General features: G+C 60.9%; 11 protein-coding genes. 2 read left to right on the top strand and 9 right to left on the bottom strand.

Going from position 1 to position 11,773, the window contains the following annotated elements:
* Positions 1-2: 2 nt before the first annotated feature.
* From RYC18_RS23935 to RYC18_RS23965, 7 genes are all read right to left on the bottom strand, one after another.
* Positions 3-383 carry a Na+/H+ antiporter subunit G gene (locus RYC18_RS23935; protein ID WP_316886943.1) on the bottom strand — a complete coding sequence of 127 codons (381 nt, stop codon included), beginning with the start codon at positions 381-383 and terminating at the stop codon, positions 3-5.
* A complete protein-coding gene (locus RYC18_RS23940) occupies positions 380-658 on the bottom strand; it encodes a K+/H+ antiporter subunit F (protein WP_002554071.1) in 279 nt (92 codons plus the stop codon). The genes RYC18_RS23935 and RYC18_RS23940 overlap by 4 nt, the downstream gene beginning before the upstream one ends.
* Positions 655-1,143, bottom strand: a complete 489-nt coding sequence (locus RYC18_RS23945; RefSeq protein WP_005732668.1) for a Na+/H+ antiporter subunit E — start codon at positions 1,141-1,143, stop codon at positions 655-657. Before RYC18_RS23945 ends, RYC18_RS23940 begins: the two co-directional genes overlap by 4 nt.
* On the bottom strand, positions 1,140-2,825 hold the full coding sequence (locus RYC18_RS23950; RefSeq protein WP_005744440.1) for a monovalent cation/H+ antiporter subunit D: 1,686 nt from the start codon (positions 2,823-2,825) through the stop codon (positions 1,140-1,142). Before RYC18_RS23950 ends, RYC18_RS23945 begins: the two co-directional genes overlap by 4 nt.
* A complete protein-coding gene (locus tag RYC18_RS23955; protein WP_002554068.1) occupies positions 2,822-3,166 on the bottom strand; it encodes a Na+/H+ antiporter subunit C in 345 nt (114 codons plus the stop codon). The genes RYC18_RS23950 and RYC18_RS23955 overlap by 4 nt, the downstream gene beginning before the upstream one ends.
* A complete protein-coding gene (locus tag RYC18_RS23960) occupies positions 3,166-6,084 on the bottom strand; it encodes a monovalent cation/H+ antiporter subunit A (RefSeq protein ID WP_316886944.1) in 2,919 nt (972 codons plus the stop codon). Before RYC18_RS23960 ends, RYC18_RS23955 begins: the two co-directional genes overlap by 1 nt.
* 160 nt (positions 6,085-6,244) lie before the next feature.
* Positions 6,245-7,168 (bottom strand): DMT family transporter, encoded by a 924-nt coding sequence (locus RYC18_RS23965; protein ID WP_005744435.1) that lies wholly within the window; start codon positions 7,166-7,168, stop codon positions 6,245-6,247.
* A 121-nt stretch (positions 7,169-7,289) separates the two neighbouring features.
* Here RYC18_RS23965 and RYC18_RS23970 point away from each other — a divergent pair, with 121 nt between their 5' ends.
* Both RYC18_RS23970 and RYC18_RS23975 read left to right on the top strand, forming a co-directional pair.
* Positions 7,290-7,859 (top strand): helix-turn-helix domain-containing protein, encoded by a 570-nt coding sequence (locus tag RYC18_RS23970; protein WP_004665725.1) that lies wholly within the window; start codon positions 7,290-7,292, stop codon positions 7,857-7,859.
* Positions 7,860-7,900: 41 nt separating this feature from the next.
* Complete coding sequence (locus RYC18_RS23975) at positions 7,901-9,304, top strand: FAD/NAD(P)-binding protein (RefSeq protein WP_005780669.1); 1,404 nt, start codon at positions 7,901-7,903, stop codon at positions 9,302-9,304.
* Positions 9,305-9,456: 152 nt separating this feature from the next.
* Here the strand turns inward: RYC18_RS23975 and RYC18_RS23980 are convergent, their stop codons facing one another.
* Positions 9,457-10,563: a sigma-54 interaction domain-containing protein gene (locus tag RYC18_RS23980; protein ID WP_005744433.1), complete on the bottom strand. Its 1,107-nt coding sequence runs from the start codon at positions 10,561-10,563 to the stop codon at positions 9,457-9,459.
* Positions 10,563-11,702: an FMNH2-dependent alkanesulfonate monooxygenase gene (ssuD, locus tag RYC18_RS23985; protein WP_002554062.1), complete on the bottom strand. Its 1,140-nt coding sequence runs from the start codon at positions 11,700-11,702 to the stop codon at positions 10,563-10,565. Before ssuD ends, RYC18_RS23980 begins: the two co-directional genes overlap by 1 nt.
* Positions 11,703-11,773 lie beyond the last annotated feature (71 nt).

The following is an 11,773-nucleotide window of genomic DNA, read 5'->3' on the forward strand; positions in this document are numbered from 1 at the left end:
ATTCAGCCGCCTGCCGATTCTCCATTGCCAGTGCCGCTACTGACTTCTGCGGGCACATCGTCACCGGCCATGCGCTTGCGGAACAGCGCCGTACGTGCCAGCAGCAGCGTGGTCACAGGCACGGTGATTGCCAGCAGCACCGGAATCAGCCAGGCGTGAATCACCGGCTCTGTCTTCAGTGCAGAGAAATAGATGATCGACGCCAGCGCAACGCACCAGGCGCCCAGCGTCGACGCGAGGGCTGGCGGGTGCATGCGCTGGAAGAAGTCCTTGAGGCGCAGCAGCCCGAGGGCACCGGTCAAGGCAAACAGACTGCTGGCGATCAGCAGCCCGGCGGTCAGTATCTCAGCCCAGAAGGGCACGGTGTTCGGCAGTCCGGTCATTCGATCACTTCTCCGCGCAGCAGGAATTTGGCCAGAGCGAAGGAGCCGACAAAGCCGAACAGGGCAATCAGCATGGCGGCTTCGAAGTACGTGTCACTGGCGTAACGGATGCCGAGCACCAGCATCATCAGCATGGCAATGATGTACAGGTAGTCCAGCGCCAGCACCCGGTCCTGGGCTGACGGACCCTTGAGCAGGCGCAGCAGGGTGATCACCATCGCCAGGGCGAAGATCAGCAGGCTGATCAGGATCGCGTTGTCGAGCAATGCACTCATTGAAAGATCTCCATCAACGGTCGCTCATAGGTGGTCTTGAAGTGTTCGATGAATTGCGCTTCATCCTCCAGATCAAAAACATGCATCAGCAGCACACTGCGATCCAGCGCCAGTTCCGACCATACCGTTCCGGGTACGACCGTGGTGACCATCGCCAGCGCGGCGAGACCATGGGCATCGTGCAGGTCCAGCGGGATACGCACGAAAGCCGAGCGTGGCGGACGACTTTCGAGCCGCCATACGCTCAAACCGACCTGAAGATTGGACACCACCACATCCCACCCGACCAGGCACAGAAACTTCAGGATTGTGCCAGGTTTGCGGATGCGCACCGGCAGCGGGCGCAGCGGTGCCATCAGCAAGGGCGCGAGCAAGCCCAGCACCGCACCCAGTAGCAGGTGGCCGGGGCTGATCGACAGGTTCAGCACCAGCCACAACAGCCACAGTGCCAGAGAAAGCAGAGGAGCCGGAAACAGGCGCTTCATGGCTGCCCCTCCGAACTGATTTCCTGGCTGGTAGGGCCGGGTATCGGACGTGTGGCAAGGACCGACTGCACATACTGCTTGGGCTCATGCAGCGCGGCGGCGGTGTCCTGGGTATAGCGCAACAAGGGCTCGGCCTTGAACGTCAGCGCAACGCAGAGGCCCAGCAGGATGATGATCGGCAAGCATTCATTGCGTCGCAGCAACGGCGAAGGGCGCTCGTGTGGTGTCCAGAAGCGCTGTGTGCCAAGCCTGGAAAAAGCGATCAGCGACGCCAGCCCGGAGAAGATCAGCAGGCCGATCAGCATCCATGCCGGGGTCGAGAGCGCTTCGTCCTGCGCGACGTCCAGCCCCAGCGGGTTCATCAACGCGCTGAGCAGCGTGAGTTTGCCGATGAACCCCGATAGCGGTGGCATGCCGATAATCAGCAACGCACAGGCGATAAAGCTCAGGCCCAGAAATGCCATGGTCATGGGTATGACCTGACCGACTACGACTTTCTGCTCGTCGTCCAGGTTGGTGCCGGGTGGCGGATGCAGCGACTCAAGGGTGCGGGGCAGTTGATCCACGTCGTACTCCAGAGGGATCTCGTTGGCCGAGCGGGAACGCTCGACCAATTCGCCCAGCAGGAACATTGCGCTCAGCGCCAGCGTCGAGCTGACCATGTAGAACAGCGCACCCGAAGTCAGGCTCGGCTGGGCAAAACCGACCGCTGACAGCAGAATGCCCGCTGATACCAGTATGCTCAGGCTGGCGAGGCGCTCCAGGCGCTGGGCAGCGATGATTGCAATAGCAGCTGTGAAAATCGTCGCCATGCCGCCGTAGATCAACCAGTCGCCGCCGAAGAATGCCGAGGCCCCGGCCTGACCGGAAAACAGTAGTGTCCACAGGCGTAGCAGGGTGTAAACGCCCACTTTGGTCATGATCGCAAACATGGCCGCTACCGGCGCGCTGGCTGCCGAATAGGCCGGGACCAGCCAGAAGTTCAGCGGCCACATACCTGCCTTGGCCAGAAATGCCGTGGCCAGAATGGCAGCGCCTGCATGCAGCAGGCCCAGATCGGACTCTGCCACTTGCGGGATCTTGATCGCCAGATCGGCGAAGTTAAGCGTGCCGGTTACGCCGTAGATCAGCGCAGCGCCGATCAGGAACAGCGACGAAGCCAGCAGGTTGATCGAAATGTAATGCAGGCCGGTCGACACCCGCGCCCGGCCGGAGCCATGCAGCATCAAGCCGTATGACGCTGCCAGCAGCACTTCAAAGAATACGAACAGGTTGAACAGGTCGGCGGTCAGGAATGCGCCATATAGCCCCATAAGCTGGATCTGGAACAGTGCGTGGAAACTGGCACCGGCCCGGTCCCAGCGCGCCAGCGCGAACAACAGGGCGCAGACACCGATTATGCCGGTCAGCACCAGCATCAGTGCCGATAGGTGATCTACCACCAGCACGATACCGAACGGCACACCCCAGTTGCCTGGCAGGTAGACACCGATCGAACCACTGCTGCCGCTGTGCTGCACCCAGAAAAACAGCACCACGGAAATGCCCAGCCCGAGGATGCTGGAAAACAGATTGATACGTCCCTTGAGCGGCCGATGCTTTTCGCCCAGCCAGAGCATCAGCCCTGCGGTCAGTAACGGCAGCAGGATCGGCGCAATGATTAATTGATTCATCCAGCTCATGCCTTGGGCTCCCGGCCATCTACATGGTCGGTGCCGGTCAGGCCTCTGGAGGCGAGCAATACCACCAGAAACAGCGCGGTCATGGCGAAGCTGATGACAATGGCGGTCAGTACCAGCGCCTGCGGCAGTGGATCAGTGTAATTGAGCAGGTCTTGGGGAATGCCGTCCTTGATGATCGGTTCTCTGCCGATGAACAGGCTGCCCATGCTGAAAATGAACAGGTTGACCCCGTAGGACAGCAGGCACAGCCCCATGACCACCTGAAAGGTGCGTGGGCGCAGGATCAGCCAGACGCCCGAGGCGGCCAGCACGCCGATGGCGATTGCAATGACTTCTTCCATCAAAGGATTCCTTGCGGGTTGGCAACGGGCTTGGGCAGTTGCGTCGGACGGTGGCTGCGCACCGACTGGTGGGCCAGTGCGGTGAGGATCAGCAGCGTCGAGCCAACGACCACGGCGTACACGCCGACATCAAAGAACAGCGCACTGGCAATGTGAATATCGCCCAGAACCGGCAAATCGACGTGCGCGGTGTGCGTAGTCATGAACGGATAACCCAGCACCATGGAGCCGGCTCCGGTCAGAACCGCGCACAACAGGCCTGTGCCCATCCAGCGTAACGGGCGCAGGCTCATTTGCGCCTCGACCCATTGGGTACCTGCCACCATGTATTGCAGAAGGAACGCCACCGACATCACCAGACCGGCCACAAATCCGCCACCTGGCTGGTTATGACCACGAACGAACAGGTACATCGAGATGATGAAGGCAATCGGCAACAGTAATCGCACCAGCGCTGCCGGAACCATCATGAAACCGAGTGCGGTATCGCTGGCACTGCGCGGGTTAACCAGATCAGTCACCACGTCACGGGCCAGCAGGCGTTGCTGTGTGGGCAGCAGAATGCTTTCCTTCGGCGGGCGGAAGCGTCGCAACAGGGCAAACACTGTCAGGGCTACCGCCGCCAGCACGGTGATTTCGCCAAATGTATCGAAGCCGCGGAAATCCACCAGCATCACGTTGACCACGTTGGTACCACCGCCCTGAGGCAGCGCGCGGCTCAGGTAAAAGGACGAAATAGCGTTAGGTGTCTGACGGGTCAGCATGGCGTAGGACAATATCGCCATACCCAGGCCGACAAGAACCGCCAGCCCGAAGTCGCGTATTCGCCGGGTACGAGCGCGCAGGCGCGCGCTCAATGGGGCGACGTCTTCATTGCGTCGCGGCAGCCAGCGCAGACCGAGCAGGATAAGTACCGTCGTCACTACCTCCACGACCAGTTGAGTCAGCGCCAGATCAGGTGCCGAGAACCAGACGAAGGTGATGCAGGTCATCAGGCCGCAGACGCTGACCATGACCAGTGCCGCCAGACGGTGATACTTGCCTTGCCAGGCTGCACCTATTGCGCAGGCAATTGCGATAAGCCAAAGCGTGACAAACACCCCGGAGCCCGGAATCTTCGGCCGGTCGCCCCAGGTCAGGCCACTGAAATACATCGGGATGAAGCCGCCCAGTACGGCTGCCAGTACCAGCAGAAACAGTTGCGGCTGCAAGCGACGAGTGCTGACCTTGCGCTCGAAACGCCGCGCCCAGTGCATCATCGCTACCTGGCTGCGTTCGAAAAAGCGCTTGCCGTTGAGTCTGCCCACCAGCGGCGGGGCAGTAATGCGCTCGTACTTGAGAGGTTTGCGCAGCAATAGATACAGGATGATACCGCCAGCCATCGCCACCAGGCTCATGACCATCGGCAGGTTCCAGCCGTGCCAGATCGCCAGGCTGTATTCGGGCAATGTTCCGCCGACGACCGGACGCGCAGCGGCGGCGAGCAGGGGAGCGACCGATTGCGCCGGGAAAATCCCCACGATCAGGCACGTCAGCACCAGCAGTTCTACCGGCGCACGCATCCAGCGCGGCGGCTCATGCGGCAAGTGCGGCAGGTCCTTGGCCGCCGGACCGAAAAACACATCGACCGTGAAGCGCAGCGAATAGGCAACGCTGAATATCCCGGCGATGGTCGCGATCACTGGCAAGGCAATTTCGACCCAGGCAGTGGCGGAAATGAACACGGTTTCGGCAAAGAACATTTCCTTGGACAGAAACCCGTTGAGCAGCGGCACGCCTGCCATCGATGCACTGGCGACCATCGCCAATGTTGCGGTGTAGGGGAGCAGCTTCACCAGCCCACTGAGACGCCGGATATCTCGCGTTCCGCTCTCGTGGTCGATAATCCCGGCGGCCATGAACAGCGAGGCCTTGAAGGTAGCGTGGTTGAGAATGTGAAAGACCGCAGCTACCGCAGCCAGCGGGCTGTTGAGGCCCAGCAACAGCGTGATCAGGCCCAGATGACTGATGGTCGAGTAGGCCAGCAGGCCCTTCAGATCATTCTGGAAGATGGCCGCGTAGGCGCCGAGAATCAGCGTGCAGGCACCTGCGCCGCTGACGATCCAGAACCATTGCTCAGTGCCGGACAACGCAGGCCACATTCGTGCCATGAGAAACACCCCGGCCTTGACCATGGTCGCCGAGTGCAGATACGCCGACACGGGTGTAGGGGCGGCCATTGCGTGGGGCAGCCAGAAATGGAAGGGAAATTGGGCGCTTTTGGTCAGCGCGCCGATCAGAATCAGGGTCAGTAACACCGGGTACAGGGCATGCGCACGAATCGCGTCGCCGGAGGCCAGGACACGGTCCAGGTCGTAACTGCCGGCCACATGGCCGAGGATCATCATGCCGGCCAGCAGCGCCAGCCCCCCCGCACCGGTGACCATCAGCGCCATGTAAGCGCCGCGCCGTGCATCGGCGCGGTGGTGCCAGTAGCCGATCAGCAGGAACGAGAACAGGCTGGTCAGCTCCCAGAAAAACACGATCTGAATCAGATTGCCGGACATCACCAGGCCGAGCATGGCGCCCATGAAAGCCAGGAAAAACGCGAAGAAACGCGGTACCGGATCATCTGGCGACATGTAGTAGCGGGCGTAGAGCGAGACCAGCGCACCAATGCCCAGCACCAGCATCGAAAACAGCCAGGCGAAGCCGTCGATACGCAGAACGAAGTTCATCCCCAGGCTCGGCAGCCAGAAGTACTCTTCGCGAATAACGCCGCCGTCGGCGATCTGCGGGAACCACAATGCCATCTGGATAGCGCCGCTGAGGGCGACCAGACCGGCCAGAAACGATTCTGCGTTACGCGCGTTTTGCGGCAAAAAGGCCGCCAGACAGCTGCCGATGAAAGGCAGAAGCAGTAGAACTATCAGGGACATAGGCTTCTAATCTGCAGGGGAATGTCAAGCATCATACGTGCCAGACACCCCGATACCAAAGGGACTGTTTCCGAAATTTCCTACAAAAAGTGTCTGCTGTTTTTAAGACAGCAAAAAGTTGTCACGGGACATGTGTTTCACGGCGCACAATAGCCGCCGTTCACTCGGCTTTGCGCATGCCATCTTCTTCAGCAAGGCTCTGTTCACCGGGGGCAGAACGCCGCTTCATTTCGCTGACGATCACCCCGGCCACAATCAGTGCTGCGCCCAGCAGGGCGATACCCGGCAAGCGCTCCCCGGCAAGTCTTCCGACAATCCCGGCCCAGACCGGTTCACCGGCATAAATCACGGTGGCGCGTGTAGGCGAAACACTTTTCTGTGCCCAGTTCATCGCGATCTGGATAATCGCACTCATCGCGCCAAGTCCCACCGCGCTGAGCACCAGCAGCCAGGAGAAATCCGGCAAGCGTTCCTGAGTCGGCACGATCATCAGAAAGGCCAGGGCGGAGGCGGTTGCCAGCTGCACCACGGTGACCCGCCGCACATCGACCTTGCCGGCATAGGCGCTGATCATGATGATCTCGGCGGCGATGGCCACCGCGCTGATCAGCGTGACGATCTCGCCGGAGTTGAGTTGCAGAGAAGCACCTTGCGGCCCTGATACCAGCATCAGCCCGGTAAAGGCGAGGAGGATGCCCAGTGTCGGCATCAGGCCCGGTCGACGGCCAAGCACCAACCATTGCAATAAAGGCACGCAGGGTACGTAGAGCGCTGTGATGAAGGCGGACTGGCTGCTTGGGATGGTTTGCAGTCCAATGGTCTGCAAGCCATAACCAAGCATGATCGCGGTGCCGATGAATACGCCGGCCTTGAGTTCAAGAAAGGTCAGTCCGCGCAGCACCTTCATTGAAAACAGCGCTACGATAAGCGCCGCTGCGGCGAAACGCAGACCGACGAAGAGCATGGGGCCGCTGACGGTCAGCGCATGCTGTACCAGTAAAAAAGTGCCTCCCCAGAGCATGGTAATCAGAATCAGAACGGCTTCTGCCTTGCTGATGCGGGGTAATCGGCTGATAGACTTCATGTCAGCTCCAGATTCCTGTGAACGGCTATAAATGACGATGCGCCTGATGAGAGGCTGAGCACCCTGAAAATGGTTTCGAATTGGGCAGTATAATGCGCAACGGTTTGATGTGAGCACCACCATGCACAAAGAAAATTCCCCGCGCCCAGCCGTGTTGCAGCACGTCAGCCAGAACGTACGGCGTTTGCGCAACTGCGCTGACCTCAGCCAGACCGCCCTGGCAGAAAAGTCCGGGGTCAGCCGCCGCATGCTGGTCGCTATCGAGGCGGGAGAGAAAAACGTCAGTCTGGCGACGCTGGACCGGGTAGCAGAAGCATTGGAGGTGGCGTTCAGCGATCTGATCCAGGCCCCCGAAAATCGTGATTACAGCCGTATCAACGAACTGGCCTGGGCGGGTACGATTTCTGGCAGCAAGGCCGTGCTGCTGGCCCGAGCGATTGCCCGCCGGGAAGTCGAGCTGTGGGAGTTCTGCCTGGAGCCCGGCGATGCCTATGTCTCGGAAGCCGATCCGGACGGCTGGAGTGAGCAGGTGTATATCGTAGAAGGGTATCTGACTCTGCGCCTCTCCGATCCTGCGGCCGTGCAACAGATCGGTCCAGGCGAGTTTTTCATGTTCCCCAGCAATCAGCCGCACCGCTATTGCAATGAGGCTGACGTGCCCTTGCGCTTTGTGCGTAACGTCGTGCTCTGACCTTCCTGTTCTTTTATCGCAACTGACCGAGGCGCTGTTCGATGAGTGAAGACCCTAACCAGACAGCTGACATTCTGATCATCGGCGGCGGTCTGAGCGGCACCATGCTGGCGGCGCAGTTGCTACGCAGGCCTGGCCAGCGCCGGATCCTGATCATCGAAACCCGCAGCGAGCTTGGCCGGGGCGAGGCCTACAGCGCAACAGAGCCGGGCCATACGCTCAATGGCAATGCGGCGCGCATGAGCGTCGACCCCGATGACCCGGACGACCTCACGCGCTGGCTGACGGCCTATCTGGCCGAGGGCGGCTGGCCTGAAGCGGCCGCGCAGAAGGTCCCGGTCGCCGAGCTGTTCCCGCCGCGCGGTGTGTTCGGGCTTTATGTCCAGCAGCGATTGCGTGAAGCCCGTGGCGCTGGCGAGGTGTTTGGCTCGACGGCAACGCATGTGCCCGGCGAAGCGGTCGATGTACAGATCGATGAACACGGCGTGAGCGTGACGCTGGCCGACGGTCGTCTATTGCGTGGCAGTCGGGCCGTGCTGGCGACCGGTATGTACGCCGCTTCACGCACACCGCAGCGTGAGTCGAACGCACTGAACGCGGCAGCGCTGGACCCTTGGAATGTACAGGCAATGCAACAGCTCGATGCACAGTCCAGGGTGTTGATCATTGGCTCGGGGCTGACCATGGTCGATGCGCTGGTCTCACTGGAAAAGGCCGGGCACCGCGGGCCGATTCAGATCTATTCCCGGCATGGCCTGCTGCCCCATGTGCGGCGCCAGCCCCCGGAATGGTCTGATTTCCTGGCGCAGGACCCGAGTATCCGCAGCACTCGCCAACTGGTACGCAAGGTGCGCGAGCAGTGCGAGCTGGCCATCGAAAGCGGCATTGACTGGCAGGCCCCGCTGGACACCGTGCGCGCCAACGTCGGCAGGCTGTGGAATCAGGCCAGTGACAGGCAGCGCCGCCAGTTTGTCCGTCATGTACGGCCATGGTGGGAGAGTCATCACCATCGCTCGCCGCCACCCAGCGCCGCACTGCTGGCGCAACTGATCAGGCAAGGTCGGCTGAGCATTGACGCCGCTTCGTTGCAGGCTGTTGCGAGCCTGCCGTCAGGCCAGGTGCAGATCAGCGTGCGTCGGCGCGGTGATAGCGAACCGACGCAGATCGTTGGCGATGCCTTGATCAACTCCACCGGCATCGAGTACGACTGGCGACGCGTGGATCGCCCGTTGCCTCGGCAATTGCTGCTGCGAGGTTTGATTCAGCCCGGACCGCTTGCGCTGGGCATTGCTGCCGACGCCGGTGGCGCGGTGCTCGACGCGCAAGGTCACTGCTCGTCACGCCTGTTCGCCATGGGCCCGCCACTGCGCGGCATGTGGTGGGAAAGCACCGCAGTGACCGACGTGGCGATTCAGGCCAAGGCTCTGGCGATGCGTTTGTCGTGAAGCGCCGCGTGATCAGGAGAGGACGCAGAGCGTCCAGAAAGGCATACCCATGCGGAGCATCGGCACGATAGCGTTCTTGCGGACAGCGCTCGTTCCTCACGCTCCAGCGTGGGAATGCCGTTCATGACGCTCCGCGTCACCGGTCTGGACCTTCACACCGACAAATGCAGCATCCGGTCGCCCTGTATATTTTCACCCGGCCTGCGTTTGTTGACCGCCAGCTCACCGATCTTGATCAGACGAGTGCGTGTCACGTTGCGGGTCAGGCCCAGCAGGCTGGCGGTGTGTACCTGGTTGTGATGGCAGTAGCGATACGCGGTCCTCAGCAACGTGTCTTCGACCTTCTCGTGCAAGGCACCTGCCTGTTCTTCAAACAGCTTTTGGAACGCCCGATTGAGCAACTGTTCGGCTGACTCGTCAGCCGGATTCTGCTCGTCCTGACGCTCGATCCTCAGGTTCGACAGGCGCAGGTCGTCACGCTGAATGACTCCTTCGCGGCAGACCAGCAAGGTGTGATGAATAACGTTTTCCAGCTCGCGAATATTGCCTGGCCAGCTGTAGGTCTTGAGCTTGTGCTCGGCTTCGGCGCTGATGCGCACCGGGCCATGGCGCAGACGCTGGCTGTAGACCTCTATGAAATGCCGGGCCAGCGGCAGGATATCGCCGGGCCGGTCGCGCAGCGGGCTCAATTCCAGATTGACCACGTCCAGGCGGTAGTAAAGGTCCTCGCGAAAATGCCCGGCATTGATGGCTTTTTCCAGTTGTACGTTGGTGGCTGCGAGCACCCGCACGTCAATAGGCACGCTCTTGCGCGAGCCCAGGCGGACCACTTCACGTTCTTGAAGTACGCGCAGCAGCTTGACCTGGAGAGTCATGGGCAGGTCGCCGATTTCATCGAGAAACAGCGTGCCGCCATTGGCCTCTTCGAACCAGCCCGCCTTCGCGCTGATCGCGCCGGTGAAGGCGCCTTTCTCGTGGCCGAACAACTCGGCCTCGATCAGGTTCTCGGAGAATGCTCCGCAGTTGACCGCCACGAACGGTTTGTCGCGACGGGCACTCAGTTCGTGGACGTGCCGTGCCACCAGTTCCTTGCCAGTGCCGGTTTCACCAATGATCAGTACGCTGGCATCGCTGGGCGCCACCTGGCGTACGTGAGCGAGCAGATCCTTGGATTTGGGGTCCTCGAATACCTGCGCAGTGGCTCTGATCGAGGTCGCCAGCGCAGGCGAGTGCGGTAAGGTCAGCAGTTGCCCTGACATCACTTGGCCTGCGGGGGCAGATCGTTGGCGATCATTTCGCCGAACGGGCCCGTCAAATTGGTGATGCCGCGCCCGGCGAGGCTGGCGTAAGGCTCAGGCAGCAGCGGGAAGACCAGTTCGGCAAAGCGGTACGCTTCTTCCAGGTGCGGGTAGCCCGAGAAAATGAAGCTCTCGATGCCCAGGTCTGCGTATTCCTTGATGCGTGCCGCGACTTCCTGCGGGTTGCCGACCAGTGCCGTGCCAGCACCGCCACGAACCAGACCCACGCCCGCCCACAGGTTAGGCGCGATTTCCAGGTTGTCGCGGCGTCCGTCATGCAGCGCAGCCATACGGCGTTGACCTTCGGAATCAAAGCGCGAGAAAGATTTCTGGGCCGCAGCGATGGTTTCGTCGCTGATGTGTTCGATCAATGTGCTGGCGGCTTTCCAGGCTTCTTCACTGGTTTCGCGCACGATGACGTGCAAGCGAATGCCGAACTTCACGGTACGACCTTTGCGGGCTGCCCGTTCACGCACATCGGCCAGCTTTTGGGCCACAGCTGCTGGAGGTTCGCCCCAGGTCAGGTAAACGTCCACCTGATCGGCCGCAAGGTCATGCGCGGCATCGGAAGAGCCACCAAAGTACAGCGGCGGATAGGGCTTTTGAATCGGTGGATACAGCGCTTTGGCATTCTGCACGCGCAGGTGCTTGCCTTCGAAGTCGACTGCTTCGCCCTGTAATACGCGACGCCAGATCTTCAGGAATTCGTCGGTGACTTCATAGCGTTCGCTGTGATCGAGGAAGCTGCCGTCGCCACGGTTCTCGTCCGGGTCGCCACCAGTCACCACGTTGATCAGCAGTCGGCCGCCGGATAAACGATCCAGCGTGGCCGCCATGCGTGCCGAGACGGTAGGGGAGATGATTCCCGGACGGATCGCCACCAGGTACTTCAGACGCTCGGTCAATGGCACCAGTGCCGAGGCGATGACCCACGAGTCTTCGCAAGAGCGACCGGTCGGAATCAATACCCCGTAATAGCCCAAGTCATCGGCGGCCTGCGCCACCTGTTTCAGGTAATTGAGGGTGACGGGACGTGCGCCCTTTGTCGTGCCCAGATAATGGCCGTCGCCGTGAGTCGGAAGAAACCAGAAAACGTTCATGACAAATCCTTGGGAGTGATCAGCTGAGTGAAAGCTGACGGGACCAACTGTTGATTCGCAGACAGTTCGCC

It is taken from the genome of Pseudomonas syringae group sp. 247E2, from assembly GCF_032587795.1.
Classification (GTDB): domain Bacteria; phylum Pseudomonadota; class Gammaproteobacteria; order Pseudomonadales; family Pseudomonadaceae; genus Aquipseudomonas; species Aquipseudomonas amygdali.

Bases quoted from the DNA above. Each gene is read 5' to 3' on its own strand.
- RYC18_RS23970 (WP_004665725.1), top strand. From the start codon at position 7,290: ATGCACAAAGAAAATTCCCCGCGCCCAGCCGTGTTGCAGCACGTCAGC.
- ssuD (WP_002554062.1), bottom strand. From the start codon at position 11,702: ATGAACGTTTTCTGGTTTCTTCCGACTCACGGCGACGGCCATTATCTG.
- RYC18_RS23940 (WP_002554071.1), bottom strand. From the start codon at position 658: ATGAGTGCATTGCTCGACAACGCGATCCTGATCAGCCTGCTGATCTTC.
- RYC18_RS23980 (WP_005744433.1), bottom strand. From the start codon at position 10,563: ATGTCAGGGCAACTGCTGACCTTACCGCACTCGCCTGCGCTGGCGACC.
- RYC18_RS23975 (WP_005780669.1), top strand. From the start codon at position 7,901: ATGAGTGAAGACCCTAACCAGACAGCTGACATTCTGATCATCGGCGGC.
- RYC18_RS23965 (WP_005744435.1), bottom strand. From the start codon at position 7,168: ATGAAGTCTATCAGCCGATTACCCCGCATCAGCAAGGCAGAAGCCGTT.
- RYC18_RS23960 (WP_316886944.1), bottom strand. From the start codon at position 6,084: ATGTCCCTGATAGTTCTACTGCTTCTGCCTTTCATCGGCAGCTGTCTG.
- RYC18_RS23955 (WP_002554068.1), bottom strand. From the start codon at position 3,166: ATGGAAGAAGTCATTGCAATCGCCATCGGCGTGCTGGCCGCCTCGGGC.
- RYC18_RS23950 (WP_005744440.1), bottom strand. From the start codon at position 2,825: ATGAGCTGGATGAATCAATTAATCATTGCGCCGATCCTGCTGCCGTTA.
- RYC18_RS23945 (WP_005732668.1), bottom strand. From the start codon at position 1,143: ATGAAGCGCCTGTTTCCGGCTCCTCTGCTTTCTCTGGCACTGTGGCTG.
- RYC18_RS23935 (WP_316886943.1), bottom strand. From the start codon at position 383: ATGACCGGACTGCCGAACACCGTGCCCTTCTGGGCTGAGATACTGACC.